The following is a 26,229-nucleotide window of genomic DNA, read 5'->3' as shown; positions in this document are numbered from 1 at the left end:
CGGGGTGCTCATGCCGTGCGCCCGAGCCGGACGAAGGGCGTCGTGAGGCCCGCCGGCGGGCGGCTGTGCGTGACGAGGCCGGCGACGGCGAGCAGCGCCAGGACGTACGGCAGCATGACGAGCAGCGCGAACGGCACGTCCACCCCGAGCGCGGGCAGGGTGAACTGCAGCGCCTGCGCGAGCCCGAAGACCAGGGCCGCCACGGCGACGCCGACGGGTCGCCAGCTCCCGGCGATCACGGCCACGACCGCGAGGTAGCCGACGCCGGCCGTCATGTTGTCCGTGAAGGTGTGCACCTCGGCGAGGGCCAGCTGGGTGCCCGCGAGCCCGGAGAGCACACCGACGACGAGCACCGCCAGGAACCGGACCCGCCGCACGGGGACGCCCGCGCGGTCCGCGCTCGCAGCGTCCTCGCCGACGGCGCTCAGGGCGATGCCCCAGGACGTGCGGCGCGACGTGAGGAGGGCGAGCGCGACGACCACCGCGAGCAGGACGTACGCGAGCCCGGTCTGCCGGAACAGCGCGGGCCCGAGGACCGGGAGGTCGGAGAGCCAGGGCACGGCGACGCGGTCGAAGCCCGGCACGACGGTGCCGCGCTCGAGGAGCAGCCGGGCACCGAACGTGGTGCCCGCGAGCGCGAGCGCGTTCGCGGCGATGCCCGTGACGATCTGGTCCGCGCGCAGGACAACGCTGAGCAGCGCCTGCAGCAGCCCGGCGAGCAGCCCTGCCGCGGCTCCGCAGGCGACACCCACCAGGGCGGACCCGGACGTGGTGGCCCCGACCACGGAGGCGAACGCGCCGGTGAGCATCATGCCCTCGACGCTCATGGTCAGTGCGCCGGACCGCTCGCCCACGAGCTCGCCGCTCGCGGCGACGAGGACGGGGACGGCGAGCGCGACGCCGGCGGCGAGCAGGTCGGCCAAGGTGTCCATCACGGGGTCGCCTCCGGTCGGGGGGTCGTCGGGTCGGGACGGTGCGCGCGTCGTGACCGGGCCGGGCGCACGGCCCAGACGGCGGTCCCGGCGACGCCGAGGATGACGAGGCTCTCCGCGACCTGGGTGAGGGACGCGGGGACCCCGGCGGCGAGCTGCAGGTTGATCCCGCCCGACACGAGGAACCCGAGCGCGGTCGCGACGGCCACCGCGGCGGTGCACGACCCGCGCGCGAGCAGGCCCACGACGAGGCCGGAGAACCCGTAGCCGGAGGAGATGCCGTCGTCGAGCACGTAAGGGGCGGAGGCGACCAGGACGCCCCCGGCGACACCGGCGGCGGCTCCCGCGCCGGTGAGGGCGGAGAACCGGAGCCGGTCGACGCCCAGCCCCAGGCGGCGCGCCGCGGGTCGGGACAGCCCGACGGCTGCCAGACGGACCCCGGTGCCGGTACGACGCAGGACGAGCGCCACGACGGCCGCGGCGACGAGGGCGAGCACCACGGCGACGGTGGCGGGCGACCCGGGGATCCCCAGGAGCGGCAGGTGCGCCGCGTCCACGAGCGGGGCCGACTGCGGGAGCGTCTCGGAGCTGGTCACGGGCTGGCGCAGCAGCGCCTCCTCGTGGACGGCGAGGACGAGGACGGCGGCACCGACGAAGTTGAGCAGCAGCGTGGTGATGACCTCGCTCACCCCTCGGCGGACGGCGAGCCAGGCGGCGATCGCCGCCCACCCGGCGCCTCCGGCCGCGGCGGCGGCCAGGACGAGGGGGAGCGCGAGGGCCGGGGGGACGCCCGGCGGGAGGGTGGTGCCGACCGCGGTGGCGGCCACGGCCCCCACGCAGATCTGGCCCTCGCCGCCGACGTTGACCATGCCCGCGCGGTGCGCGACCAGGAAGCCGGCGGCCACCAGCAGCAGGACCGCGGCGGTGTTGACGGCCGAGCCGATCGCGTACGGCGTCCCGACCATCCCGTCCCAGAGCGCCGCGGCGGCCTCGGCGGGGGGTGCGCCGGCGAGCGCGGCGAGCGCGGCGCTGACGGCCAGCGCCCCGACGACGGCGGCGGTCGGGACGAGCACGGGCGCCAGGTCCCGGAGCCTGGCCGCCAGGACGGCGGGACGACGTGCCGGCGGTGCGGACGGCGAGCCGGACGAGGGCCCGGACGACGGCTCCGGCGCTGGAGCGGCCGGCGGTCCGGGAGCGGGGCCGCGCCGGGCGTCCCGGGCGGCGGCGGTGGTCCGTGCGGCGAGGGTCATGCGGCTGCTCCTGTCATCAGGTGCGCGACCTGGTCGCGCGCGTCCGGCACGTCGGTGGGCACGGGCCCGCTGAGCCGGCCCCGGTAGGCGACGTGCACCCGGTCGCACGTCGCGAGCAGCTCCGAGAGCTCGCTCGAGACCACCAGCACCGCCGCTCCGGAGGAGGCGGCGCCGCGCAGGCGGGTGACGACGTCGTCGACGGCGCCGAGGTCGAGGCCGCGCGTCGGCTGGGCGGCGACGACGCACCGGAGGGGGTCGAGGCTGAGCTCCCGGGCGAGCACGGCCTTCTGCTGGTTCCCGCCCGAGAGCGACGAGAGCGGGGCGTCGAGGTCGGGCGCCCGGACGTCGAACCGCGCGGCGAGGTCGCGCGCGTCGGCCCGCAGGGCACGCCGGTCGAGGAGCCCCAGCCGCCGGTACGCGCCGAGGCGCCCGAGCAGGAGGTTCGTGGTGACGCTGAGGTCCGCGATCACGGCCTCGTGGTGGCGGTCCTCGGGGACGACGCCGAGCCCGAGACGCGTGCGCCGTGCCGGTGTCGCTCGCGTGACGTCGTGCCCGTCGAGCAGGACCTGACCCGCGAGCGGCACGATCGCCCCGGACAGCGCGGCGACCAGCTCGCTCTGGCCGTTGCCCTCCACGCCCGCGATCCCGACGACCTCGCCGGGCCGCACGGCCAGGTCGACGCCGTCCACGAGGCGTGCGCCGTCCGCGCCCTCGACCACGAGGCCGCGGACGTCCAGCACGGCCGACACGCTCTCGCCGGGCGGCCGCCTCGGTGTCGGGGCGTCCGGCGAGGGAGCGTCCGGTGGTGGTCCGTCCGGTCGTGCTTCCACCGACCGTTCCCCGACGTCGACGCTCGCGGCGAGCACGGGGTCGAGCGCCCGGACGTCGCGCCCGATCATGAGGGGGACGAGGTCCGCGACGCCGAGCGCGTCGGTCGCGGTGGCGCCGTCGGCGTGCGGCGCGTGAGCGGCGTCAGTGGCGTCAGTGGCGTCGGTGCGGGCGATGAAGCCGCCGCCGACGACGTGCCCGCCGCGCAGCACCGTCGCGCGGTCACCGACGCGCATCACCTCGGCCAGCTTGTGGGTGATGAGCACGACGGCCGTCCCCGCCGAGGCGACGCGACGGCAGGTGGCCAGGAGGCGCTCGACGTCCTCGGGGCCGAGCACGCCCGTGGGCTCGTCGAGCAGCAGCAGGCGGGGCCGGTCCAGCAGGGCGCGGACGATCTCGACCTGCTGGCGGGCGCCGACGCTGAGCGCTCCCGTGACGGCCGCCGGGTCGACGCGCAGGCCCAGGTCGTGCTCGATCTCCTCGAGCCGTGCCGCGAGGCCGGCACGGTCGGGTCGCAGCCGCCGCCCCCGGCCGAGCAGGAGGTTCTCCGCCACCGTGAGCGTGGGCACCAGCGAGAAGTGCTGGTGGACCATGCCGACGCCGAGGCGGATCGCCTCGGCGGGGGAGGCGGGGGCGTAGGGCACGCCGTCGAGCAGCAGCTCGCCGCGGGTGGGCGGCAGCGTGCCGAAGACCAGGTGGCACAGGGTCGACTTGCCGGCGCCGTTCTCCCCGAGCACGCAGTGCACCTCACCGGCGGCGACCGTGAGGTCGACGTCGTCGAGCGCGGTGTGCGCGCCGAAGCTGCGGGTGACGCCACGGAGCTCGAGCACCGGCGGGGTCGGCTGCGGTGGGGGCACGGGACCTCCTCGGTCGGGCGGCCTGGTGGCCTGCCTGGTGGTGGGTGCCGGCGGTGCGCTGCCGGCGGTGGGTGGGAGGGCGGACGCCGGGCCGGGCCTGTGGTGGCCCGGCCCGGCGCCGCGAGGTGCCGTCAGTAGGGCGCGACGTCCCCGCTGGCGACCGAGTCCGTGATCGTCGCGAGCGTGTCCGCGATCTCGGGGTCGTCGTCGCACAGCACGAACTCGGTGCCGCCGCGCTCGGACGTCAGCCCGAAGGGCACCTGCGCCGCCTCCCACGTGCCGTCGAGCACCGACCGCACGGCGTACTCGACCTCGGTGCCGATGTCCGTGCGGACGTAGCCGACGTACGGGCCGGTGCACTCGCCCGGGATCGGGCCGCCGATCATCGCCGTCCCCGCGTCGCTCGCGGCCTGCTCGATGCCCTGCTTGCCCAGGTTGACGATCTGGCCGACGACGTCCACGCCGACGCCGAAGTTCGCCGCCGCGGCCTGCTTCGCCTTCGCGGGGTCGTTGAAGTCGCCGAGGAACTGCGGCGTCACCACGGTGGTGCCGGGGACGGCGGCCTCGGCACCGTTCGCGAAGGCGACCGAGGCGTTGACGATGGCGGGCAGCTCGACGCCGCCGATGAACCCGACCTTCCCGGTGCTCGACGACAGGGCGGCGACGGCGCCCGAGAGGTATTCGGCCTCGGCCTGCTGCGGGTCGTAGTAGGCGAGGTTCTCGAGCGGCTCGGCGTCGGCGGGGCCGCCGATCTCGACGAAGGTGACGTCGGGGAACTGCGGAGCCACCTTGCGCAGGTCGGCGTCGGTCTGGCCGCCCACGGAGACCACGAGGTCGGAGCTGCCGGCGAGGCGCACCAGGGTCTGTTCGTAGTCGGCCGCGGCGACCTCCTCGACGAAGGACATGTCGACCTCGCCCCCGAGCTCCTCCTCGACGCGCTGGTACCCGAGGTACGCGGACTGCATGAACCCGGTGTCCGAGGTCGACCCGGGCAGGAACACGCCGACGGCGAGCGGCTCGTCGGCCGCGGGGTCGCTGCCGGATGCCGCGGGGGTGCCGCACGCCGCGAGGGCGAGCAGCCCGGCGGCGCCGAGGGCGACCATCAGGGGCCGGCGGGCCGTGGCACCGGGCCGCGGCCCGGCGGTACGGGGGTGGGGCGTGCGCATGTCGTCCTCCAGTGAGTTAGCGGTATACCACTAATGGAGGAGTCTCGGGACGGAGTGTTTCCACCGGATCACCCGGCCGTAAATGGTGCGTGACCGTCCTTCGGTCAGCCGGCGCGGCGTCCTCGGTTGCGCGACCGGGTCGCCACCACGGGGTCGACGGGGGAGGAGGCCCAGGTCTCGGCGAGCGCGAGGCTCGGCTCGCGTCCCGAGGTCACGTGCTGCCGGGCGAGGGCGGCGACGGTCTCCGCGTCGCGGGCCTCGATCGCCGCCAGCATCGCGGCGTGCTCCGCGCACTGCTCGCGGGTGTCCCGTTGCTTCGTGAGATGGAAGAGCCAGCGGACCCGGGCGTCGAGCGGGGCCAGCATCGACCGCAGCAGCGTGTTGCCGCAGGCCTGCACGACCGCCGCGTGGAACCCCGCGTTGGCCGCGGCCGTCGCGGCGTCGTCGTGCGCGTCGAGCGCCTGGCGCGCCGCCTGGACCGCGGCCCGCATCGCCGCGAGGTCGGCGGGCGTCCGGCGCAGCGCCGCGAGCCGGAAGGCGAGCACCTCGACGCTCTCGCGGACCTCGAAGAGCTGCTCGACGTCCGCGCGCGTGAAGGGCGCGACGAGCGCCCCCTGCCGCGGCACCAGGATCACCAGCCCGTCGCCCTCGAGCTGCTGCAGCGCCTCCCGCAGGGGCACGCGGGAGACGCCGAGCTCGGCGGCGATGTCCCGCTCGACCAGACGCTGCCCGGGATGGAGGTCGAGGCCGATGATGCGCGCCTTGAGGGTCTCGTAGGCGGTCTCGCGCAGCGAGCGGCTGTCGCCGCGGGGCGCGGGGAGCGTGGTCACCCACCGATCCTAGGGAGCGCGCCGCCGGGGCGCCCGCGGCCCGTCGTCCGTCCTCCGGTCGGACGAGGTGGCGCCGGGGCGGCCCCACCTAGACTGGTCGCGTGATCCGACGCATCGACCTCCGCGGGGAGGACCTGACCCGTACCGAGCTGCTCGGGGTGCTGCCGCGCCCCGAGGTCGGGGTGGACCAGGCCGTCCAGGCCGCGACCCCGATCATCGCCGACGTCCGGACGCGTGGCGCCGCCGCGCTCCGTGACCTGTCGGAGCGCCTCGACGGGGTGCGTCCGGACCATCTGCGGGTGCCCGTGGCGGCGCTCGCCGACGCGCTCGCCGAGCTCGACCCGCAGGTGCGCGCGGGGCTCGAGGAGGCGATCCGGCGCGTGCGCGCGGTGCACGCCGCCCAGGTGCCCACGGAGCACTCGACGCGGCTGGGGCCGGGTGCCGTGGTGCGGCAGCGGTGGGTCCCGGTGCAGCGCGTGGGCCTGTACGTGCCCGGCGGCCGTGCGGTCTACCCGTCCTCCGTGATCATGAACGTGGTCGCCGCGCAGGAGGCCGGGGTGCCCGGTCTCGCCGTCGCCTCCCCGCCGCAGAAGGACGCCGGCGGGCTGCCGCACCCGACGATCCTCGCCGCCTGCGCGCTGCTCGGCGTCGACGAGGTGTACGGGGTCGGTGGCGCCCAGGCGGTGGCGATGTTCGCCTACGGCGCGGCCGGCAGCGAGCCCCAGGACGGTGACGTGCTGTGCGAGCCGGTGGACGTCGTCACGGGCCCCGGCAACGTGTACGTCACGGCGGCCAAGCGCCTGGTGCGCGGCGTCGTGGGCATCGACGCCGAGGCCGGGCCCACCGAGATCGCCGTGCTGGCGGACGCGTCCGCCGACCCGGGCCACGTCGCCCTCGACCTCATCAGCCAGGCCGAGCACGACCCGATGGCCGCCTCCGTGCTGGTGACGCCGTCCGTGGAGCTGGCGGGCGCGGTCGAGGCCCGGCTCAGCGACCTCGCGGGCTCCACCAAGCACTCCGCGCGCGTGATGCAGGCGCTGGGCGGGCCCCAGTCGGCGGTCGTGCTCGTCGACGACCTCGAGCACGGTCTCGCCGTGGTGGACGCCTACGGGGCCGAGCACCTGGAGATCCAGACCGAGGGCGCCGCGGAGCTCGCGGAGCGCGTGCGGTCGGCGGGGGCGATCTTCGTCGGCCCGTGGTCCCCGGTCTCGCTCGGCGACTACATGGCGGGCAGCAACCACGTGCTGCCCACCGGTGGGTCCGCGCACTTCTCCAGCGGCCTCGGCGTGCACGCGTACCTCAAGTCCGTGCAGGTCGTCGAGTACACCCGCGACGGCCTGGAGGAGCTCGCCGACCGGATCGTCGCCGTCGCGAACGACGAGGACCTGCCCGCGCACGGCGAGGCCGTGCGCGGCCGGTTCGTCTGACCCCTCCCGCCGACCGACGGCGCCCGTGGCCCCGGCCGGAATAGTGTGCCAAACGGGCTGACGGCCGCGCGGGCGGGGCGCGTCGGGGGCGCGTGCGAGCATGGACGCATGCCCGCGCTGCCCCCTCGCCTCGACCCGGTGGTGGTGGGCGACCTCGTCGGGAGCGCGGCGTTCCGTCGCGCCCAGGGGTACCAGCGCGCGGGCATGGTCCGGACGTGGCACTGGGACACCGGCGCCCGGACGCTCACCGCGCGGGTCGCGGGGAGCGGCGCCCAGCCGTACGCCTGCCGGGTGACGTTCACGGTCGGGGGCGACGGGCGGTACGCCTACGGGTCCTCGACGTGCAGCTGCCCGGTGGGCGCGGACTGCAAGCATGTGGCGGCCCTGCTGCTGCACGTCGGCGCGGCGCCCGACGCCGCCGGCGCGGCGGGCCCCGATGACGACGACGCGCAGGACGGGGCGGCCGTCGGCTGGCGCGGGCGCCTCGCCGCGGTGGCGGGCGCCTCGGACCCCGGCGCGCACGTCGGCACCGGACGTGGCGCCGGCCGCGGCGGCGTGCTCCCGGTCGGGCTGCGGTTCCGGCTCGACGAGGCGTTCGGCGGGCAGCCCCAGGAGCTGTCCGTCCGGCCGGTCGTCCAGGGGCGCAACGGGTGGAAGGTGGCCCCGGAGGCGAGCTGGGAGGCGCTGGCCACCGGGCTGTACGCGTTCGCCGACGTGCGGGCCACCCCGGCGCCCGAGGTGCGCCGCTGGTTCGCGGACCTCGGCTCCGCCCTCGCCGACGGCGGGGGGTTCGGCCGCGGCCGGCGCGCGTGGCGGTCCCTGGCGGCCGGCGGGCGCGGGCTGTGGGCGCTGCTCGCCGAGGCCGCGGAGCTGGAGATCCCCCTCGTCGCGCACGGGACCCGAGACGAGGTGCTGCTGGCGGGTGCGGCGCAGCTCCGCCTGCAGGTCGGTGCGGTCGGCGGCGGCACGGTCGACGGCGACTCGTACGAGGGCGGCGCGGTCGGGGTGCGCCTCGACCCGGTCGTGACCTTCGACGGCGTCGACGCGGCACCCGGGGCGCCGCTGGGCACGGTGGGCGACACGGGCCTGTACGCGGTCGAGGCCCGGGACCGGCGGACGGTGCTGCGGTTGGGGCCGACCTCGCGGCGGCTGTCCGACGCCGCGCGGGAGCTCGTGGTCGTGGGCCGGGTGGAGGTGCCCGGCGACGACGTGGCGGAGCTGTTCGCCGAGCACCTCCCCGTGCTGCGCCGGGCCGCGCGCGTCGTGTCGGACGGCTCCGTCGAGCTGCCTGACCCGCCGCGTCCGGTGCTCGTCGCGGGCGTGGCCTTCGTGTCGCCGGAGCACGCGCGCCTGTCCTGGTCGTTCGAGTACGCTGCGCCGGCCGGCGGCCCGGCGCGCCGTGTCCCGCTCGACGGGGCCGCCTCCGACCCGGTCCGGGACCCGGACGCGGAGGCCGAGATCCTCGCCAAGGCGCAGGCGACCGTCCGGGGCGTGCCCGGGTTCGAGCGCTTCGACCTCGCCGCCCGGACCGAGCTCAAGGGCCTGGACGCCCTCGACCTCGCCCACAGCGTGCTCCCCGCGCTGGCCGGGGCAGCCGACGTGCGCGTCGAGGCCGGCGACGTGCCGCACTACCTGCACCTCGACGCCGCGCCCCGGGTCGTGGTGTCCGGCGCGCCCTCCGGGGACGCCGACTGGCTCGACCTGGGGATCTCGGTGTCGGTGGGCGGCAAGGCGATCCCCTTCGCCCGGCTGTTCACCGCCCTCGCTCGCGGGGACACGCGGCTCCTGCTCGTCGACGGCTCGTGGCTCCGGCTCGACCAGCCGGTGCTGGGGCGGCTGCGCGACCTCATCACCGAGGCCACCGCGTTGAGCGACCGACCGGGCAAGGCACGGGTCAGCCGCTACGACGCCCACCTCTGGGGCGAGCTCGAGGACGTGGCGGACGTCGTCGAGGCGGCCGAGGCGTGGCGGCGGTCGTTGGCAGGCCTGCGGGCGCTCGCCGCGGGGGACCGGGTCGCGGACCCGGTCGACGTGCCCGACGGGATCCGTGCCGAGCTGCGTCCGTACCAGCGGGAGGCGTTCGAGTGGCTGGCGTTCCTGTGGCGCCACGGGCTCGGCGGCATCCTGGCCGACGACATGGGGCTCGGCAAGACGCTCGAGACGCTGACGTTCCTCGCGCACGCCCGGGCCCAGGACCCCGGTGCGCCGCCGTTCGTGGTCGTCGCCCCGGCCTCGGTGGTCGGCAACTGGGTCGACGAGGCGGCACGCTTCGCCCCCGGCCTGCGGGTGGCCGCGATGCCGGCCACGGCGCGCACCCTGGGGACCGGGCTGGCCGACCTCGCCTCAGGCGCCGACCTGGTCGTCACGTCGTACGCGGTCTTCCGCCTGGAGTTCGACGCGTTCGACGCCCTCGAGTGGAGCGGCCTGGTCCTCGACGAGGCACAGGTGGCGAAGAACCCGCGCACCCGGGCCCACGAGACGGCTCGGCTCCTGCGCGCGCCCTTCAAGCTCGCCATCACCGGCACGCCGCTCGAGAACAACCTCATGGAGCTCTGGGCCGCGCTCGCGATCGTCGCGCCCGGGCTGTACCCCTCGATGCACCGCTTCAAGGCGGAGACGGCGCGGCTCGTCGACGCGGCGGCCACCGACGACGACCCGCAGGTGGTCGCGGCCGGCAACCGTGCGCTCGCCCGGCTCAAGCGCCGCATCCGCCCGCTCGTGCTGCGCCGCACGAAGGAGCAGGTCGCGCCCGAGCTGCCCGAGCGCACCGAGCGCGTGCTGCGCGTGCCCCTCACCCTGGACCACCGCAGGGTCTACGACACCCATCTGCAGCGCGAGCGGCAACGCCTGCTCGGGCTGCTCGAGGACTTCGACGCGAACCGGGTGGCGATCTTCCGGTCGCTGACGACGCTGCGGCGTCTGGCCCTCGACGCCTCCCTGCTCGACGACGCGTACGCGGGCGTCGGCTCCGCGAAGCTCGACGTGGTGACCGACGAGCTGACCGAGATCGCGGCCGAGGGGCACCGGGCGCTCGTCTTCTCGCAGTTCACGTCGTTCCTGCGGCGCGTCGAGCAGCGCTGCGCCGCCGCCGGCCTGCCCGTCGTCTACCTCGACGGCGCCACCCGGAGGCGCGCCGACGTCGTGCGGGCCTTCAAGGACGGTGACGCCCCGGTGTTCCTCATCTCGCTCAAGGCGGGCGGGGTCGGGCTCAACCTCACCGAGGCCGACTACGTCTACCTGCTCGACCCCTGGTGGAACCCCGCCACGGAGGCGCAGGCCGTGGACCGTACCCACCGCATCGGGCAGACCCGCAACGTCGTCGTGACACGCCTGGTGGCGCAGGACACGATCGAGGAGAAGGTCATGGCGCTGGCGCGACGCAAGGCCGCGCTGTTCGACGCCGTGCTCGACGACGCGGCGGGCACGTTCGCCCGGACGCTGGCGGCCGACGACGTGCGCGGCCTGCTCGACGGCTGACCCACCGTCGCGAGCCCGCCGGTCGCGGCTGCCGCCGGCAGCGCGTCAGCGCACCCCGAGCACGAACGGGTGCACGGCCGCGGCCCCGGCCTGGCGCAGCAGCCGCGCGGCGACCGTGAGCGTCCAGCCGGACTCGGTCCAGTCGTCCACCAGCAGCACCGTGCGCCCGGGCAGCCCGCCCAGGGCGGCGTCGCCCAGCTCCAGCCGCAGGCGGCGCGCCACCCCCGCCAGCCGCATCGCCGAGTTCACGTCGTGCCGGTCGGGCTGCTCCGTGCCCGCGGTCGGGCCGACCGCGCCGATGAGCGGCACCCCCAGGTAGGCGGCCAGCCCGGACGCCAGGTGGTACGTCAGCTGCGGTCGCGTGGTGGACCGCACCGCCACGACCCCTTCGATCGTCGTGCGGCGGCCACCCTTCGCGGCCGGCTCGTCGCTGCCGTCGGCACCCTCGGGGCGGATCGCGTCCCAGTCGTCCAGGACCCGCGCGGCGGCGTGCCGCAGCGGCACCGGCACCTCGCCGTCGGCGGCGCCCGGCGCGAAGAGGTCCCGCAGCGGCCCGGACCAGCCCAGTCCGTCGAGCCGCGCCACCGCGCGGCCGGGCTCGGCGCGCTCGTCGGGCGCGATCTTGCCCTTGAGGTCCAGCCCGAGCGCGGCCAGCCCGGACGGCCACATCGCCCGCGGGCCGACCTCGACGCCCGGGCGGTCCATGTCGGCCCGCGCGGCGGCGACCGCCTCGGCATCGGGCACCGCGGGCAGCGTGACCCCGCCGCAGCGGTCGCAGCGGCCGCACTGCCAGCCCTCGGGCAGCTCGGGGTCGTCGAGCTGGGCGCGCAGGTACGCCATCCGGCACCCCGACGTCGCCACGTAGTCGACCATCGCCTGCTGCTCCGCCTCGCGGGTGGCCTCCACGCGCGCGTACCGCTCGGCGTCGTACCCCCACGGCGTGCCCGTGGCGACCCATCCGCCCTGCACGCGGCGCACCGCGCCGTCGACGTCGAGCACCTTGAGCATCGTCTCGAGCCGGGACCGCTTGAGGTCGACCTGCGTCTCCAGCGCCGCCGTCGACTGCGCTCCCTCTCCCGCCGAGAGCGCGGCGAGCGTCGCCCGGACCTGGGGCTCGGCGGGGAACGCCTGCGACCCGAACCAGTCCCAGATCGCCCGGTCCTCCTGACCGGGCAGCAGGACCACCACGGCGTCGTCCACGCCGCGGCCGGCGCGGCCCACCTGCTGGTAGTACGCGATGGGGGAGGACGGCGCGCCGAGGTGCACGACGAAGGCGAGGTCGGGCTTGTCGAACCCCATGCCGAGCGCGGACGTCGCGACGAGGGCCTTGACCCGGTTCTCCTTGAGGTCCTCCTCGAGCTGCTCGCGCTGGGTGGGGTCGGTGCGGCCGGTGTACGCGGCGACCGCGAGACCCGCACCGCGCAGCTGCTCGGCGACCTGCTCGGCGGCCGAGACCGTGAGGCAGTAGACGATCCCCGACCCCTCGACGTCCTGCAGGGCCTCGACGAGCCACGCCACGCGCGTGGGCTGGTCGGGCAGCTCGAGCACCGCCAGGTGCAGCGACTCGCGGTCGAGGCCGCCGCGCAGCACGAGCACCTCGCCGGCGTCGCCGCCGGCATCGTCAGCGGCTCCGTGCACGCCCAGCTGCTCGGCGACGTCGGCGGTGACGCGGGCGTTGGCCGTGGCCGTGGTGGCGAGCACGGGGATCCCCGGGGGCAGGTCGGCGAGCAGGGTGCGGATGCGGCGGTAGTCGGGCCGGAAGTCGTGGCCCCAGTCGGAGATGCAGTGCGCCTCGTCGATCACGACCAGGCCGGCGTCGGCCGCGAGGCGGGGGAGCACCTCGTCGCGGAAGGCAGGGTTGTTGAGCCGCTCGGGGGAGCACAGGAGCACGTCGACCTCGCCCGCCGCGATGGCCGCGTGCACCTGGTCCCACTCGGTGACGTTGGAGGAGTTGATCGTCACGGCGCGGATCCCGGCACGGGCGGCGGCCGCGATCTGGTCACGCATGAGCGCCAGGAGCGGCGACACGATGACGGTCGGCCCGGCACCGCGGGACCGCAGGAGGGACGTGGCGACGAAGTAGACGGCGGACTTGCCCCATCCCGTGCGCTGCACGACGAGCGCGCGTCGGCGGAACGCGACCAGGGCCTCGATGGCCCGCCACTGGTCCTCCCGCAGCGTCGCGTCGTCACGGCCGACCAGGGCACGCAACGACTCCTCGGCCTGCTCGCGCAGCGTGCCCCCGCCCTCGCCGGCGCTGTCGAGCAGGCCGCGCAGCATCGCGAGCTTGGCCCGCATGGCGGCGTCCGGGGCGGGAGCGTCCGCCCGGCCCGCCGCGGAGGGGGCCGGCACCGGGGCGGGCGGCCCGTGCTCGGGCTCGGGCGCCAGGTCGTCGGGCGGCGGGACGTCCTCGTCCGTCGGGTCGAACACGAGGTCGGCGTACGGGTCGTCGGGGTGGCTCACGTCCTCGATCGTAGGGGGATCCGCCGACGGTGTGCGCCCGCTCTCCACAGGTCCGTCAGCGCACGTACTCCCGCAGCAGCGCCACGGCCGACGCCACCACCGCGACCACCTCGGCCGCGGCCGCGACGATCTCGGTGGTGCCCGCGAAGGTCTCGTTCACGCCGTAGAAGCCGACCGTCGTCGAGAGCACGAACGCGAGCAGGGTCAGGCCGCCGAAGCCGATCCCGCCCACCAGCGGCAGCCAGTGCCGCCAGACCACCAGGAGGGCGGCCAGCACGATCCCGGCCACGGCGTTGAGCAGGAAGAGGGGCCCGACGACGGCGATGGTGTCGTAGCCGTCGACGTACAGGACGACGTGGACGACGGCGGAGACGAGGACGGCGAGGGCCGCGGCGAGCCGCCAGCCGCGTGCCACGGGCGGGCGGGCCGCCGGCGTGGGCCTCGGCCGCGGTGGCACGGCGCCCTGGGAGGAGTCCATGATGATGATGCTCCCACTCCTCGGTGGCGCCGTCAGCGGAAGCGTCCGGCCGCCCGAGGCCCGACCCACCGGAGGCGCGATGCCGACCAGACTGCCGACCAGCCCGCCGACCAGCCTGTCGACCGGCCGGCGCGAGCCCGGAACGTCCCCGCTCTCCCGGGTGCCCGACGACGACCGGGAGGCGGGCGCACTCGACGGACCCGCCTGCGCCTGCGGTCCGACCCGCCGCCAGCTGCTGCGGGGTACGGGCGCGGCGGCGGGGGCGATCGCCGGTGCCGGGGTGCTCGCCGCCTGCGCCGAGCAGCGGCCGACGCCTCAGGACGCGGCGGCCTCCGCGAGCGCGGAGGGGGCGGGGACCGTCGTCGTGGCGCTCGCGGACGTGCCGGTCGGCGGTGCGGTCGCGGCGAAGGTCGGGGGGCAGGACGTGCTCGTGACGCAGCCGACCCAGGGCGAGGTGCACGCGTTCAGCGCGATCTGCACCCATGCCGGGTGCACGGTCACCCCGGGGGAGGGCGAGCTGCTGTGCCCCTGCCACCAGTCGCGGTACGCGCTCACCGACGCCGCGGTGCTCGGTGGCCCGGCGCCCGAGCCCCTGCCGGCGATCCAGGTCGAGGTCTCGGGGGAGGACGTCGTCCTCGCCTGAGGCGCGACGAAGGCCCGGCGGCCTGGCCGCCGGGCCTTCGTCGCGCACGGGTGCGGGTCAGCTGCGCATGTCCATGACGACCCGGCCGTCGATCTTGCCGGCGATCATCTCGTCGAAGATCGCGTTGATGTCGCCGAGGGGACGCACGGTGTAGGTCGGGTCGATCTTGCCCCGGGCGAAGAAGTCGAGGGCCTCCGCCATGTCCTTGCGCGTGCCGACGATCGAGCCGCGGACGGTGAGGCCGAACAGCACCGTGGTGAAGATGTCCAGCGGGAACTTCTCCGGGGGCAGCCCCACCAGGGAGACGGTGCCGCCGCGGCGCAGCGCGCCGACGGCCTGCGGGAAGGCGTGGGCGTTGACCGCGGTGACGAGCGCGCCGTGGACGCCGCCGCCGGTCTTCTCCTGCAGCTCGGCCGCCGCGTCGGCGGAGGTGGCGGCGTTCACGGTCACCTCGGCGCCGTGCTTGCGGGCCAGCTCGAGCTTGGCGTCGTCGACGTCGACCGCGGCGACGCGGCGGCCCATCGCGACCGCGTACTGCACGGCGATGTGCCCGAGGCCGCCGATGCCGGAGATCAGGACCCACTCGCCGGGCTGGGTGTCCGTCATCTTGAGGCCCTTGTAGACCGTGACGCCGGCGCACAGGATCGGGCCGACGGCGGCGAGCTCGACGCCGTCGGGGATGACGGGCGCGTACCGGGAGTCGACGAGCATGTACTGGCCGAAGGAGCCGTCGACCGAGTAGCCGCCGTTCTTCTGGTTCGGGCAGAGGGTCTCCCAGCCGGTCTCGCAGTACTCGCACTCGCCGCAGGCGCTCCACAGCCAGGCGTTGCCGACGGTGTCGCCGACCTTGACGCGGGTCACCTGGTCGCCGACGGCGACGACGTGGCCGACGCCCTCGTGGCCGGGGACGAACGGCGGGGTCGGCTTGACCGGCCAGTCGCCGTGCGCGGCGTGCAGGTCGGTGTGGCACACGCCGGTGTAGTCGACCTTGACCAGCGCCTCGTGCGGGCCGGGCGCCGGGACCTCGCGGTCCTCGACGGACAGGGGCTCGGTGAACGAGTGGACGACCGCGGCCTGCATGGTGCTCATCTGCTTCTCCCTCTCGCGGGCCGCGGACGGCGGCCCCCACGTCGAAACTGCTGGGTCGATCTGTTGGGTACCTCGACGGTAGGCACAAGTGGTGGGGAGTGCAGCCGGAAACCCTTGTGAAGGCTGTCACAAGGCCCGGAACCGTGCCGTTCCTGGCATGTGAAGTCCTTCACAAACCTGTTCTCGGGGCCCCGGACGGGAGAGTGCGGGCCCGGCCCGCACCCGGTGCCGACCGCCGGCGCCGAGGGGCGGACGCCACACCCGGCCACCCCGCAGGTTCCGTAGAATGACGCCGTGACCACCCCCCTGTCCGCCGCCGCGCCCGCCGGTGGCGTCGACGGCGCGCGGCTGCCGCTGCGTCCCGAGCTCGCCGCCGAGGTGCCCTACGGCGCCCCGCAGCTCGACGTGCCGGTGCGGCTGAACGTCAACGAGAACCCGTACCCCCCGTCGGACGCGGTCGTCGCGACGATCGCCCGCCACGTCGCGGACGCGGCGCGAGGGCTCAACCGGTACCCGGACCGCGACTTCGCCGCCCTGCGCGACGACCTGGCGGACTACCTGGCCCTCGAGTCGGGCGTGCGCGTCGCGGCCGAGCAGGTCTGGGCGGCCAACGGCTCCAACGAGGTCATGCTGCACCTGCTGCAGGCCTTCGGCGGCCCCGGGCGCACCGCGCTGTCGTTCGCGCCGACCTACTCCATGTACCCCGAGTACGCGCGGGACACCCACACGCGCTGGGTCACCGGGCGCCGCGAGACCGACTTCACGCTCGACGTCGACCACGCCGTGGCGACGATCGAGGAGGTCCGGCCGTCCGTGATCCTCCTCGCCAGCCCGAACAACCCCACCGGGACGGCGCTGCCGCTCGCGACCGTCGAGGCCGTCCTCGAGGCGGCGGCGCGCGTCGAGGTCGCGGACGCGCCGGAGCACGGCGGGCGTCGTGCGGGAGCCGTCGTCGTGGTCGACGAGGCGTACGCCGAGTTCCGGCGCCCGGGCACGCCCTCGGCGCTCGAGCTGCTCGGTGCGCACCCGCACCTCGCCGTCTCGCGCACGATGTCGAAGGCCTTCGCCGCGGCCGGGCTGCGGCTGGGCTATCTGGCGGCCTCCGCCGAGCTCGTGGACGCCCTGCGCGTCGTCCGGCTCCCGTACCACCTGTCGGCGGTGACGCAGGCCGCCGCGCGCGGCGCGCTGGCGCACCACGACGAGCTGCGCGCCCAGGTGCGCGAGCTCCGCGACGAGCGGGACGCGCTGGTGGCGTGGCTGCGCGCGCAGCGCGTGGCCGGTGAGGCGCTGCAGGTCGCGGACTCGGACGCGAACTTCGTGCTGTTCGGCAGGTTCGCCGACCGGCACGCCGTCTGGCAGGGCCTGCTCGACCGCGGCGTCCTCATCCGGGAGACGGGTCCCGACGGGTGGCTCCGGGTGTCCGTCGGCACACCCGCCGAGAACGCGGCGTTCCGGGCCGCGTTCACCGAGGTCGTCGGCGCGAGCACGACCGGCGCCGCGGCGCCCGAGAAGGAGGACTGATGCAGCACCGCACGGCCCGCGTGGAGCGCACGACGAGCGAGTCGAGCGTCGTCGTCGAGCTGGACCTGGACGGCACGGGGCGCACGGAGATCTCGACCACCGTGCCCTTCTACGACCACATGCTCACCGCGCTCGGCAAGCACTCCCTGATCGACCTCACGGTGCGCGCGACCGGGGACACGCACATCGACGCCCACCACACCGTCGAGGACGTCGCGATCGTGCTCGGCGAGGCGCTGCGCGAGGCGCTCGGCGACAAGCGGGGCATCTCCCGCTTCGGCGACGCCACGGTGCCGCTCGACGAGGCGCTCGCGCTCGCGGTCGTCGACGTGTCGGGCCGGCCGTACCTGGTGCACTCCGGCGAGCCGGAGGGCCAGGAGTACCACCTCATCGGCGGGCACTTCACCGGGTCGCTCACGCGGCACGTGCTCGAGTCGATCGCGCACCACGCCGGGATCTGCCTGCACGTGCGGGTCCTCGCGGGCCGCGACCCGCACCACATCGTCGAGGCCCAGTTCAAGGCGCTCGCCCGTGCGCTGCGCGCCGCCGTCGCCCCCGACCCGCGCGTCGAGGGCGTCCCGTCCACGAAGGGTGCGCTGTAGCCGCATGACCACCGATCCCGACCAGCAGCCCGACCTGCCCGAGGGCTTCGAGGTCCCCGACGACCTGTCCGGCCTCGACGGCGCCTCCGCGGACCCCGAGCTGGCGGTCCTCATCACGCAGATCGCCGGCGCCGAGCCCCTGGCGGCCGCCTGCTCGCTCGCCGAGCTCGACGTCGACGCCGCGCCGACCCCGGTCGGTGCGCTCGCGATCCTGCGCGACACGAGCGGTGACGCGCCCGCCCGGGCCGCAGCCGCGATCTCGAAGCTCGTGGCCGGGGTGCCCCTGGTCCTCGTGACCCGCCGGGGCGAGCAGCTCACGTGCGTGCGCTACTCCGGCGGCGAGGCGGAGGGCGAGCTCCCGCCGGGCCTGGTGCTCGGCGGCGCGCCCGAGGCCCTCGAGGACCTCGTCACCGGCCAGATCACCGTGGCCGACCTGCCGGGCGTGGTGCCCTCGTCGAGCATCGGCCGGTTCAAGGCGATGCGGATGCTCACGGGCGCCGCGCGCAAGGCCCGCAAGAAGCAGTAGAGGAGTCGCATGCCGGACACGACCAGCGACATGCCCGGAGCCACCGGCCGGGACCCGATCGCCGCCGCGCAGGAGGCCGCGGGCATCTCGCCCCTGCTGCCGCACGGCGGCGCCGCGGCCGACCTCAACCCGGCGCCGGCGCCCGCCAGGGCGGGCGGGCTCCCGCACGTCGTCGTGCTCGACTACGGCTTCGGCAACGTGCGCTCGGCCGTGCGGGCCCTCGAGCGGGTGGGTGCCGACGTCGAGCTCACCGCGGACCTGACGCGGGCCGCCGAGGCCGACGGGCTCGTGGTCCCGGGCGTGGGCGCGTTCGCCGCCTGCATGGCCGGGCTGCGCGCCGTCCGCGGCGACCAGGTGATCGACCGGCGTCTCGCCGGAGGACGGCCCGTGCTCGGCATCTGCGTCGGGATGCAGGTCATGTTCGACGCCGGCGTGGAGCACGGCGAGCGCGCCGAGGGCCTCGGCGAGTGGCCCGGGGTCGTCGAGCGCCTCGACGCCCCGGTCGTGCCGCACATGGGCTGGTCGCCCGTGGAGGTCCCGGAGGGGTCGCGGCTCTTCGCGGGGGTGGAGCACGAGCGGTTCTACTTCGTGCACTCGTACGCGGCGCAGGAGTTCACGCAGGGGCACGACGGCGACGCCGACCCGCGTTATGCGCCGCCGCTGGTCACCTGGGCCCGGCACGGGGCCCCCGGCTCGGAGGCCCGGTTCGTCGCCGCCGTCGAGAGCGGACCGCTGGCCGCCACGCAGTTCCACCCCGAGAAGTCCGGTGACGCCGGCGCGACCCTGCTCGAGAACTGGGTCCGCTCGCTCTGACGGCCCTCCCGCTCCCTGGCCCGACAGCGACGGGCCGCACCACCGAAACGATGGAGAACCCCGTGACTGATCGCCTCGTTCTGCTGCCCGCCGTCGACGTCGCCGACGGCCAGGCCGTCCGACTCGTGCAGGGAGAGGCCGGCTCCGAGACGTCCTACGGAGACCCGCTGGCCGCCGCCCGCGACTGGCAGGCGGGGGGCGCCGAGTGGATCCACCTCGTCGACCTCGATGCGGCGTTCGGTCGCGGCTCCAACGCCGACCTCCTCGCGCAGGTCGTGGCCGAGCTGGACGTCCAGGTGGAGCTGTCGGGCGGCATCCGCGACGACGCGTCCCTCGAGCGCGCCCTCGCCACGGGCGCCCGGCGCGTCAACATCGGCACGGCGGCTCTCGAGGACCCGGAGTGGACCGCGCGCGTGATCGCGGAGCACGGCGACGCCGTCGCCGTCGGTCTCGACGTGCGCGGCACGACGCTCGCCGCGCGGGGGTGGACCCAGGAGGGCGGCGACCTGTGGGAGGTGCTCGCCCGTCTCGACGACGCCGGGTGCGCGCGGTACGTCGTCACGGACGTCACCAAGGACGGCACGCTGCGCGGGCCGAACGTCGACCTGCTGCGCGAGGTCGCGTCGCGCACGCCCGCCAAGGTCGTCGCGTCGGGGGGCATCTCCTCCCTCGCGGACCTCGAGGCGCTGCGCGCCCTGGTGCCGGACGGCGTCGAGGGCGCCGTGGTGGGCAAGGCCCTGTACGCCGGGGCGTTCACGCTGCCCGAGGCGCTCGACGTGGCGGGCCGGCCGTGACGGCGGGTGACGGCGACCCGGCGGGCACCGAGGGTCGGGCGCTGCCCGGCCACCTGAAGTCCATCCAGCCGACGTCGCAGTTCGCGGGTGACGACGGCTCGGCCGACCCCGAGCTCGCCTCGCTGCTGCGCGCGCACGCCGGCGGGACGGGCTCGCTGGGCGACGTCGTGCGGCGCCTCGCCGTCACGCGCGTGCTGGTGCCGGTGCTGGCGGAGCTCGCCGTCGCCGACGTGGTCGAGCACGACGGCCCCTCGGGCACCACCCAGGAGCTGCACGTCGACAAGGAGGCCGCGGCCGGCGTCGTGGCGATCGAGGCGCCCGACGGTCGCCGGGCGCTGCCGGTCTTCAGCTCGGTCGACGCGATGAAGGCCTGGCGCGCGGACGCGCGGCCGGTCCCGGTCGAGGCCGCCCGCGCGGCGCTGTCGGCCGTGAGCGAGGACTGGTCGCTCCTGGTCGTGGACCCGGCGGGGCCCGCCACGGCCCTCGTGCCCCGCCCGGCCGTGTGGGCCCTCGCCCAGGGCCACGAGTGGCGGCCGGCGCTCGTCCCGGGCGGCACGGACGGCGCGCTGGTGGTCGACCGCGAGGTCGCCACCGCGGTGGCGGACGCCGCCGCCCCCGTGCAGCACGTGGTGCGGGCGCACGCCGAGCCCGGGCGCCGGGCGGAGGTCGCCGTCGTCCTGGCGCTCGACCCGGGCCTGGACCGTTCCGGGCTCGACCGCGTGCTCGCGCAGGTGAACGCCCGCCTGGGCGCCTCGACGGTGATCTCGGGCCGGGTCGACTCCCTCGAGCTGCGGGTGGGTGCCGCGCGCTGAGACCCCGGGCGTCCGGGGTCAGCCGGGGACGGTGAACGCGACCGGCGTCCCGGTGGCCCGGGCGTACGCGATCTCCCTGCGCGTCGACTCTCCGACGTAGCCGCCGGGGTTGACGACCAGGACCCGGTCGGCCAGGTCGATCTTGCGCAGGTGCAGCGCGGCGAGCGCAGCCCTCTGCTCCTCGGTCAGGACCTCGTCCGCCCCGCCCGGGCCGACGACGATCGCGCCGGCCAGGGTCAGGTCGCGGTGCGCCGCGCGCATCTCGTCCACGAACCGCACCGAGCCGCAGATGCAGACGATCTCGGGGCGGTCGGGCACGGTGGGGACCTCCGGTCGGACGGGCGACCGCCAGTCTGCACCCCCGGGCTCTCGGGGGGAAGCGTCGCCACTCGGGACCGGACGGTCGGCGCCGACGGTCAGCGCGGGGGTGACGGCGACCCGGAGGGCTGCTCGCACGGCGGCAGCGCCCGGAACCCGTCGGCGTCGTCGAGCAGCTGCTCCAGGGTGGAGAGCGGCACCAGCAGGGAGCGTCCGTCGGACGTCTTCGCGTACACCACCCCGATCACCCTGCCCCGCTCGTCGAGGGCCGCGGACCCGGAGGAGCCGGGCTCGACGGGGGCGTCGGTGAGCAGCACCTCGCCGAGGTTCTCGTGCAGGGGGTCGGTGGTCGGCCCGATGACCTCTCCGGCCGTCACGGTCAGCCTGCCGCCCTCCGGGTACCCGACCACCGTCACGGGATCGCCGGGCCTCGGGTCGGCGTCCGCGAGGGTGGGGTGGCTGGGCAGGGGGTCGGCGGTGCGCACCAGCGCCAGATCGGCGAGCGAGGCGCTGCCCGCGGCGGAGACGGCGAGGTCGCGCCCGTCGTACGTGCTCACCTCCAGGGACTCGGAGTCGGCCACGACGTGCCGGTTGGTGATGAGGGTGTGCTCGTCGACGGCGAAGCCGGACCCGGTGGACAGCCCGTCGCAGCCCACGTTGCGGATCCGCACGGCCATGCGCTGCACGGCGTCGAAGCCGTCCGGCGACAGGCCCTCGGCGCCGTCGGTCGAGAGGGAGGGCGCTGGCGACGGTGCGACGCGTGTCGGGACGACGTCGTCCGGGACGGGGGGCGGCATCGCCGGGAGCACCCCGCAGCCCGTGAGCGCGGCGGCCAGGAGCAGCGCCGCCGCGGGGCGCACCCCCCGCCCGGCGCGTCGCGGGGACGCCGGGCGGCTCACGGTTCGAGCTCCTGCTCCAGCTGGTCGTTCGCCTTCGAGGCCTGGCGGCACAGGGTGTCGACGTCGGTGGCGAACCGGTCGAGGTCCTTCGCGTCGTAGGAGCCGCGGTCCTCGAGGTAGGTGATGAGCTGCGCCTGGGCGTCCACGCAGTCGCCCAGCGCGGTCGTCACGACGCCCGCCGCCTCGCTCACCTGCTTCTCGTAGTCGAGGTACCGCTGCGAGGCGACGTTCTCGTCGCCGAGCTGGGCCTTCTCGTTGGCGAGGTCGGTGATCCGTGCCGTCGCGGTGGCGAGCTGCTCACGGGCGGCGACGAGCTCGGCGTCGGTCGCCGCGAGCTCGGCGTCGAGCGCGGCCACGCGGTCGGCGTACCCGCGCGCCTCGTCCTCCCAGGCGGCGCTGTGCGCCTGCCAGCGCGCCGTGGTCACCCCCAGGTACGCGCCGAGCCCGAGCGACCCGGCCAGCAGCACCGCCAGGACCGTGACCGCCGTGCGGCGGCCGCGTCGCCGCGCCGCCGCGCCGCCGCCCTGGGGCGGCGGCGCGTGATCCGGGGGCGGGGGCCAGGCGGACGGGGCGGACATCTCAGACGACGGAGCCCGTGTACTTCTCGCCCGGGCCCTCGCCGGGCGCGTCCGGCACGACGGAGGCCTCGCGGAACGCGAGCTGGAGGGACCGCAGGCCGTCGCGGAGCGAGCGGGCGTGCTGGTTGCCGATGTCGGGGGCGCTCGCCGTGACGAGGGCGGCGAGCGCGGTGATCAGCTTGCGCGCCTCGTCGAGGTCGAGGTGCCCCTGGGCGTCGGCGTCCTCCGCGAGGCCGCACTTCACGGCGGCGGCGCTCATGAGGTGCACGGCCGCGGCGGTGATGACCTCGACGGCGGCGACGTCGGCGATGTCGCGGGTGGCGTCGTCGGCGGCGGAGGTGGGGGAGGGGGCGTCGGGCGGGGTGCTCATGGGGTCCATCTTCGCATCGGGGCGGAGCCCCGGCGGCCCGCCGCGGACGGCCGAGGCCGGGCCCCCGTGGGGGACCCGGCCTCGGCGTGGTGTCGGCGCGCGTGCCGTGCGCCGGCGTGTCGTCAGATGCCGACGGGCTCGACGTCGGGGCCCGAGCCGGCGGCGGCCGGCGAGGGGACGTGGCCCGCGGACACCTCGGCGCGGAGCTTGGCGCCGAGCTCGGCGTCCACGTTCGTCCAGTACTGGAAGAACCGCTCGCGGATCTCGTCGATCGTGATCGCGAGACCCTGGCCGGTGAGGGTCTCGAGGAAGCGCGCCTTGGCGCCGTCGTCGAAGACCTCGCGGTACAGGGTGCCCGCCTGGCCGAAGTCGTCGTCCTCGGCGTGCAGCGTCTGGGCGGCGCGCACGAGCTCGCCGTCCGACTCCCAGCCGGCCTCGACCCCGCGCGCCGGGTCGGCCACGGGGCCGCCCTGGGCGCCGAACGAGTTCGGCGTGTAGACCCGGTGCTCGGGGCCGTTGAAGTGGTACTGCATGCTGCCCTGGTGCATGTAGTTCGCGACCGGGGCGGCGTGCGGCTGGTTCACGGGGAGCTGGTTGTAGTTCGTGCCGATGCGGTAGCGCTGCGCGTCGGGGTAGGAGAAGACGCGGGCCATGAGCATCTTGTCGGGCGAGATGCCGGTGCCCGGCACCTGGTTGCCCGGCGAGAACGCCGCCTGCTCGATCTCCGCGAAGAAGTTCTTCGGGTTCCGGTTCAGCGTGAAGGTGCCGACCTTGATGAGCGGGTAGTCCGCGTGCGGCCAGACCTTCGTCATGTCGAACGGGTTGAAGCGGTAGGTCTTCGCGTCCTCGTACGGCATGACCTGGACCTTGACGTCCCAGGAGGGGTGCTCCCCGCGCTCGATGGCCTCGTACAGGTCGCGGCGGTAGTAGTCCGCGTCCTCACCGGCGATGCGCTCGGCGTCCTCGGACGACATGTGCTCCACGCCCTGCTGGGAGATGAAGTGGTACTGCACCCAGAAGCGCTCGCCCGCGGCGTTGATCCACTGGTAGGTGTGCGAGCCATAGCCGTTGAGGTGGCGCCACGACTTCGACAGCCCGCGGTCGCCCATGACGTAGGTGACCTGGTGGGCGGACTCGGGGGACAGCGTCCAGAAGTCCCACTGCATGTCGGCGTTGCGCAGGCCGGAGGCGCCGAGGCGCTTCTGGGAGTGGATGAAGTCCGGGAACTTCATCGCGTCGCGCAGGAAGAACACCGGGGTGTTGTTGCCGACGATGTCGAGGTTGCCCTCGGTGGTGTAGAAGCGCAGCGAGAAGCCGCGCACGTCGCGCCAGGTGTCGGGGGAGCCCTGCTCGCCCGCGACCGAGGAGAAGCGCAGCAGCGTCTCGCTCGTCGCGCCCTTCTGGAAGACCGCGGCGCGGGTGTACTGCGAGACGTCCTCGGTGACGACGAACTCACCGAACGCGCCGCCGCCCTTGGCGTGCGGGTTGCGCTCCGGGACGCGCTCCCGGTTGAAGGAGGCGAGCTTCTCGACCAGGTAGCGGTCGTGCAGGACGGTGGGCCCGTCCGCACCCAGCGTGAGGGACTGTGCGTCGCTCGCGACCGGCGTGCCGGTCTGCGTCGTCGTGAACGGCGTCGTCATGTGATGACGTCCTTTCTCAGGGGGGTTCCGGTTGAGGTCCGGCTTCAGGAGGTCGTGCCGGTGACGGCCGCCGGGACGGGGTCGGCGGCCGGGGCGCCGGCACAGTCGGGGCACAGGCCCCAGAACGTGACCTCGGCGAGGTCGACGGCGAACCCGTGAGACGCGCTTGGCGTCAGGCAGGGCGCGTGCCCCACGGTGCAGTCCACGTCGGCGACGGCGCCGCACGAGCGGCACACCACGTGGTGGTGGTTGTCGCCGGTGCGGCGCTCGTAGCGGGCGGGGTGCCCGGCGGGCTCCATGCGGCGCAGGAGGCCGGCCGAGGTGAGCGCGTGCAGGCAGTCGTACACGGCCTGCACGGACACCGAGCCGAGGTCGTCGCGCACCGCGTGCACGACGTCGTCCGCGGTGGCGTGCTGGTGCGCGGAGAGCGCGCGCAGGACGGCGAGCCGGGAACCGGTGACGCGCAGTCCCCGTTCCCTCAGCAGTGTCTCGTCCGTCGTCGCCGTGGTCACGGGGCCGACCCTGCCACATTTTCTGGAACGATTCCAGTAAAGGTCCCGAGCGGGGTGGCCGAGACGCTCGCCACACCGGCCGGGCGGGCGGCGAGACCGTGCTAATCTTGATCGCTGACCGACCTGGGTCCGAAAGTGCGTCGCCCCTCGGGGTGTCGACAGGGCCCGGGTGCATCAAGTGGATCTCATCCCACCCGAGCACCGACCGAGCGCCCCCGGGCGCCGACAGGGGCCGGGTCCCGGTCGGACGCCTCTCGTGGGCGTCCGCCTCGGTCGTCGGAGCGCTCGCGCCCCGGCGTCGGTAGATGGCCTCCACCTGTGCTCAGGTCGGGGGCCTTTCCCGTCCCTGGCGGTCTACCGACGAGTTTAGGAGCATCACCATCAGCGAGCCTCGCATCAACGATCGGATCCGCGTCCCCGAGGTCCGACTCATCGGCCCGGGCGGGGAGCAGGTCGGCGTGGTCGCCACGGGAGTCGCCCTGAAGCTTGCCCAGGACGCCGACCTCGACCTCGTCGAGGTGGCCCCGGACGCCCGTCCGCCCGTCGCCAAGCTCATGGACTACGGCAAGTTCAAGTACGAGTCGGACATGAAGGCGCGCGAGGCGCGGCGCAACCAGGCGAACACGGTCCTCAAGGAGATCCGGTTCCGCCTGAAGATCGACCCGCACGACTACGGCACCAAGAAGGGCCACGTCGTCCGCTTCCTCGAGGCCGGCGACAAGGTCAAGGTCATGATCATGTTCCGCGGTCGTGAGCAGTCGCGCCCCGAGATGGGCGTGCGTCTGCTGCAGCGGCTCGCGGAGGACGTCTCGGACCTCGGCTTCGTCGAGTCGATGCCGAAGCAGGACGGCCGCAACATGACCATGGTGCTCGGTCCGGTGAAGAAGAAGGCCGACGCCAAGGTCGAGCAGCGCAAGCGGTCCAGCGAGATCAACGCGCAGCGCAAGACCAAGTCCGAGGTCAAGGCCGAGGCCCGTGCCCAGGCCGCGCCGGCGCAGCCTGCGCCGGAGCCCGAGCCGACGGAGCCCGAGGTCGAGGCGCAGGAGGCTCCGGCCCCCGAGGCCGCACAGCCGGCGCCCGCCCCGCGTGCCGAGACGAAGCCCGCCGTAGCGCCGGCCGCGTCGAAGCCCGCGACGTCGAAGCCCGCGACGTCGAAGCCCGCGACGTCGAAGCCTGTGGCGGAGAAGTCGGCCTCCACGCCGGCCACGCCGGCCGCGCCGGCCGCGGCCCCGAAGCCCGCGACGCCGGCGAAGCCCGCCGCGGCGACGCCGAAGCCCGCGACGCCGAAGCCCGCCACCCCGCGGCCGCCGGCGCCGCGTCCGAAGCCGAGCCCCCGCGCGGGGCGCTGAGGCCGTACACGACCATCTGGCACCGGGCCGCTCGCCGGCCCCGGTCCGCACCACG

General features: G+C 75.5%; 24 protein-coding genes. 10 read left to right on the top strand and 14 right to left on the bottom strand.

Annotated elements, in window-relative coordinates; translation table 11 throughout:
- Nucleotides 1-8: 8 nt before the first annotated feature.
- The 5 genes from ACH436_RS15375 to ACH436_RS15355 form a co-directional block, all read right to left on the bottom strand.
- Nucleotides 9-932, bottom strand: a complete 924-nt coding sequence (locus ACH436_RS15375) for an ABC transporter permease (RefSeq protein ID WP_430561074.1) — start codon at nucleotides 930-932, stop codon at nucleotides 9-11.
- A complete protein-coding gene (locus tag ACH436_RS15370) occupies nucleotides 932-2,182 on the bottom strand; it encodes a hypothetical protein (RefSeq protein WP_430561073.1) in 1,251 nt (416 codons plus the stop codon). The genes ACH436_RS15375 and ACH436_RS15370 overlap by 1 nt, the downstream gene beginning before the upstream one ends.
- The gene (locus ACH436_RS15365) at nucleotides 2,179-3,867 is read right to left on the bottom strand and encodes an ABC transporter ATP-binding protein (RefSeq protein WP_430561072.1); all 1,689 of its coding nucleotides are present in this window, start codon (nucleotides 3,865-3,867) and stop codon (nucleotides 2,179-2,181) included. The genes ACH436_RS15370 and ACH436_RS15365 overlap by 4 nt, the downstream gene beginning before the upstream one ends.
- A 131-nt stretch (nucleotides 3,868-3,998) precedes the next feature.
- Complete coding sequence (locus tag ACH436_RS15360; protein WP_430561071.1) at nucleotides 3,999-5,033, bottom strand: BMP family ABC transporter substrate-binding protein; 1,035 nt, start codon at nucleotides 5,031-5,033, stop codon at nucleotides 3,999-4,001.
- A gap of 104 nt (nucleotides 5,034-5,137) precedes the next feature.
- Nucleotides 5,138-5,863 carry a GntR family transcriptional regulator gene (locus ACH436_RS15355; RefSeq protein ID WP_430561070.1) on the bottom strand — a complete coding sequence of 242 codons (726 nt, stop codon included), beginning with the start codon at nucleotides 5,861-5,863 and terminating at the stop codon, nucleotides 5,138-5,140.
- A 101-nt stretch (nucleotides 5,864-5,964) separates the two neighbouring features.
- Here ACH436_RS15355 and hisD point away from each other — a divergent pair, with 101 nt between their 5' ends.
- Both hisD and ACH436_RS15345 read left to right on the top strand, forming a co-directional pair.
- Nucleotides 5,965-7,290, top strand: a complete 1,326-nt coding sequence (gene hisD, locus ACH436_RS15350) for a histidinol dehydrogenase (protein ID WP_430561069.1) — start codon at nucleotides 5,965-5,967, stop codon at nucleotides 7,288-7,290.
- A gap of 108 nt (nucleotides 7,291-7,398) precedes the next feature.
- Entirely contained in the window at nucleotides 7,399-10,767 is a 3,369-nt protein-coding gene (locus tag ACH436_RS15345) for an SNF2-related protein (RefSeq protein ID WP_430561068.1), read from the top strand.
- 45 nt (nucleotides 10,768-10,812) lie between these two features.
- Here the strand turns inward: ACH436_RS15345 and ACH436_RS15340 are convergent, their stop codons facing one another.
- Entirely contained in the window at nucleotides 10,813-13,047 is a 2,235-nt protein-coding gene (locus ACH436_RS15340; protein WP_430561337.1) for a RecQ family ATP-dependent DNA helicase, read from the bottom strand.
- Nucleotides 13,048-13,285: 238 nt separating this feature from the next.
- Nucleotides 13,286-13,708, bottom strand: coding sequence for a hypothetical protein (locus ACH436_RS15335; protein ID WP_430561067.1), 423 nt, complete (start codon nucleotides 13,706-13,708; stop codon nucleotides 13,286-13,288).
- 79 nt (nucleotides 13,709-13,787) lie between these two features.
- Between ACH436_RS15335 and ACH436_RS15330 the strand changes: the two genes are divergently transcribed.
- Nucleotides 13,788-14,351: a Rieske (2Fe-2S) protein gene (locus ACH436_RS15330; RefSeq protein WP_430561066.1), complete on the top strand. Its 564-nt coding sequence runs from the start codon at nucleotides 13,788-13,790 to the stop codon at nucleotides 14,349-14,351.
- 57 nt (nucleotides 14,352-14,408) lie between these two features.
- Here ACH436_RS15330 and adhP read toward each other — a convergent pair whose 3' ends face one another.
- A complete protein-coding gene (adhP, locus tag ACH436_RS15325; protein ID WP_430561065.1) occupies nucleotides 14,409-15,440 on the bottom strand; it encodes an alcohol dehydrogenase AdhP in 1,032 nt (343 codons plus the stop codon).
- Nucleotides 15,441-15,734: 294 nt separating this feature from the next.
- Here adhP and ACH436_RS15320 point away from each other — a divergent pair, with 294 nt between their 5' ends.
- The 6 genes from ACH436_RS15320 to ACH436_RS15295 all read left to right on the top strand — a co-directional run bounded on the left by ACH436_RS15320 (nucleotide 15,735) and on the right by ACH436_RS15295 (nucleotide 20,508).
- Nucleotides 15,735-16,961, top strand: coding sequence for a histidinol-phosphate transaminase (locus tag ACH436_RS15320; protein ID WP_430561064.1), 1,227 nt, complete (start codon nucleotides 15,735-15,737; stop codon nucleotides 16,959-16,961).
- Nucleotides 16,961-17,563, top strand: coding sequence for an imidazoleglycerol-phosphate dehydratase HisB (gene hisB / locus ACH436_RS15315; protein ID WP_429728601.1), 603 nt, complete (start codon nucleotides 16,961-16,963; stop codon nucleotides 17,561-17,563). The genes ACH436_RS15320 and hisB overlap by 1 nt, the downstream gene beginning before the upstream one ends.
- Before the next feature lie 4 nt (nucleotides 17,564-17,567).
- On the top strand, nucleotides 17,568-18,089 hold the full coding sequence (locus ACH436_RS15310) for a hypothetical protein (RefSeq protein ID WP_430561063.1): 522 nt from the start codon (nucleotides 17,568-17,570) through the stop codon (nucleotides 18,087-18,089).
- A gap of 30 nt (nucleotides 18,090-18,119) precedes the next feature.
- On the top strand, nucleotides 18,120-18,902 hold the full coding sequence (hisH, locus tag ACH436_RS15305) for an imidazole glycerol phosphate synthase subunit HisH (protein WP_430561336.1): 783 nt from the start codon (nucleotides 18,120-18,122) through the stop codon (nucleotides 18,900-18,902).
- 62 nt (nucleotides 18,903-18,964) lie between these two features.
- Nucleotides 18,965-19,696: a bifunctional 1-(5-phosphoribosyl)-5-((5-phosphoribosylamino)methylideneamino)imidazole-4-carboxamide isomerase/phosphoribosylanthranilate isomerase PriA gene (priA, locus tag ACH436_RS15300; protein WP_430561062.1), complete on the top strand. Its 732-nt coding sequence runs from the start codon at nucleotides 18,965-18,967 to the stop codon at nucleotides 19,694-19,696.
- Complete coding sequence (locus ACH436_RS15295; protein WP_430561061.1) at nucleotides 19,693-20,508, top strand: SseB family protein; 816 nt, start codon at nucleotides 19,693-19,695, stop codon at nucleotides 20,506-20,508. Before priA ends, ACH436_RS15295 begins: the two co-directional genes overlap by 4 nt.
- 18 nt (nucleotides 20,509-20,526) lie before the next feature.
- Here ACH436_RS15295 and ACH436_RS15290 read toward each other — a convergent pair whose 3' ends face one another.
- From ACH436_RS15290 to ACH436_RS15265, 6 genes are all read right to left on the bottom strand, one after another.
- The gene (locus ACH436_RS15290; RefSeq protein ID WP_430561060.1) at nucleotides 20,527-20,826 is read right to left on the bottom strand and encodes a hypothetical protein; all 300 of its coding nucleotides are present in this window, start codon (nucleotides 20,824-20,826) and stop codon (nucleotides 20,527-20,529) included.
- A 98-nt stretch (nucleotides 20,827-20,924) separates the two neighbouring features.
- On the bottom strand, nucleotides 20,925-21,725 hold the full coding sequence (locus tag ACH436_RS15285) for a S1C family serine protease (RefSeq protein ID WP_430561059.1): 801 nt from the start codon (nucleotides 21,723-21,725) through the stop codon (nucleotides 20,925-20,927).
- The gene (locus tag ACH436_RS15280; RefSeq protein WP_430561058.1) at nucleotides 21,722-22,303 is read right to left on the bottom strand and encodes a hypothetical protein; all 582 of its coding nucleotides are present in this window, start codon (nucleotides 22,301-22,303) and stop codon (nucleotides 21,722-21,724) included. Before ACH436_RS15280 ends, ACH436_RS15285 begins: the two co-directional genes overlap by 4 nt.
- Nucleotide 22,304: 1 nt before the next feature.
- Nucleotides 22,305-22,673, bottom strand: a complete 369-nt coding sequence (locus ACH436_RS15275) for a DUF1844 domain-containing protein (RefSeq protein ID WP_430561057.1) — start codon at nucleotides 22,671-22,673, stop codon at nucleotides 22,305-22,307.
- Between the two features lie 122 nt (nucleotides 22,674-22,795).
- Complete coding sequence (locus ACH436_RS15270) at nucleotides 22,796-24,313, bottom strand: catalase (RefSeq protein ID WP_430561056.1); 1,518 nt, start codon at nucleotides 24,311-24,313, stop codon at nucleotides 22,796-22,798.
- Between the two features lie 44 nt (nucleotides 24,314-24,357).
- Nucleotides 24,358-24,825, bottom strand: a complete 468-nt coding sequence (locus tag ACH436_RS15265; protein ID WP_430561055.1) for a Fur family transcriptional regulator — start codon at nucleotides 24,823-24,825, stop codon at nucleotides 24,358-24,360.
- Nucleotides 24,826-25,130: 305 nt separating this feature from the next.
- Between ACH436_RS15265 and infC the strand changes: the two genes are divergently transcribed.
- Nucleotides 25,131-26,174 (top strand): translation initiation factor IF-3, encoded by a 1,044-nt coding sequence (gene infC / locus ACH436_RS15260; RefSeq protein ID WP_430561054.1) that lies wholly within the window; start codon nucleotides 25,131-25,133, stop codon nucleotides 26,172-26,174.
- Nucleotides 26,175-26,229: the final 55 nt, after the last annotated feature.

This window comes from Isoptericola sp. NPDC019693 (assembly GCF_044389085.1).
Lineage (GTDB): Bacteria > Actinomycetota > Actinomycetes > Actinomycetales > Cellulomonadaceae > Isoptericola.
The sequence above is the reverse complement of the archived record's forward strand: the minus strand, read 5'-3'. Positions and strand labels throughout refer to the sequence as shown.

Bases quoted from the DNA above. Each gene is read 5' to 3' on its own strand.
- ACH436_RS15340 (WP_430561337.1), bottom strand. From the start codon at position 13,047: ATGCTGCGCGGCCTGCTCGACAGCGCCGGCGAGGGCGGGGGCACGCTG.
- ACH436_RS15345 (WP_430561068.1), top strand. From the start codon at position 7,399: ATGCCCGCGCTGCCCCCTCGCCTCGACCCGGTGGTGGTGGGCGACCTC.
- ACH436_RS15360 (WP_430561071.1), bottom strand. From the start codon at position 5,033: ATGCGCACGCCCCACCCCCGTACCGCCGGGCCGCGGCCCGGTGCCACG.
- ACH436_RS15275 (WP_430561057.1), bottom strand. From the start codon at position 22,673: ATGAGCACCCCGCCCGACGCCCCCTCCCCCACCTCCGCCGCCGACGAC.
- hisB (WP_429728601.1), top strand. From the start codon at position 16,961: ATGCAGCACCGCACGGCCCGCGTGGAGCGCACGACGAGCGAGTCGAGC.
- infC (WP_430561054.1), top strand. From the start codon at position 25,131: ATGGCCTCCACCTGTGCTCAGGTCGGGGGCCTTTCCCGTCCCTGGCGG.
- ACH436_RS15280 (WP_430561058.1), bottom strand. From the start codon at position 22,303: ATGTCCGCCCCGTCCGCCTGGCCCCCGCCCCCGGATCACGCGCCGCCG.
- ACH436_RS15310 (WP_430561063.1), top strand. From the start codon at position 17,568: ATGACCACCGATCCCGACCAGCAGCCCGACCTGCCCGAGGGCTTCGAG.
- adhP (WP_430561065.1), bottom strand. From the start codon at position 15,440: ATGAGCACCATGCAGGCCGCGGTCGTCCACTCGTTCACCGAGCCCCTG.
- ACH436_RS15335 (WP_430561067.1), bottom strand. From the start codon at position 13,708: ATGGACTCCTCCCAGGGCGCCGTGCCACCGCGGCCGAGGCCCACGCCG.
- ACH436_RS15270 (WP_430561056.1), bottom strand. From the start codon at position 24,313: ATGACGACGCCGTTCACGACGACGCAGACCGGCACGCCGGTCGCGAGC.
- ACH436_RS15375 (WP_430561074.1), bottom strand. From the start codon at position 932: ATGGACACCTTGGCCGACCTGCTCGCCGCCGGCGTCGCGCTCGCCGTC.
- hisH (WP_430561336.1), top strand. From the start codon at position 18,120: ATGCCCGGAGCCACCGGCCGGGACCCGATCGCCGCCGCGCAGGAGGCC.
- ACH436_RS15370 (WP_430561073.1), bottom strand. From the start codon at position 2,182: ATGACCCTCGCCGCACGGACCACCGCCGCCGCCCGGGACGCCCGGCGC.
- ACH436_RS15330 (WP_430561066.1), top strand. From the start codon at position 13,788: ATGCCGACCAGACTGCCGACCAGCCCGCCGACCAGCCTGTCGACCGGC.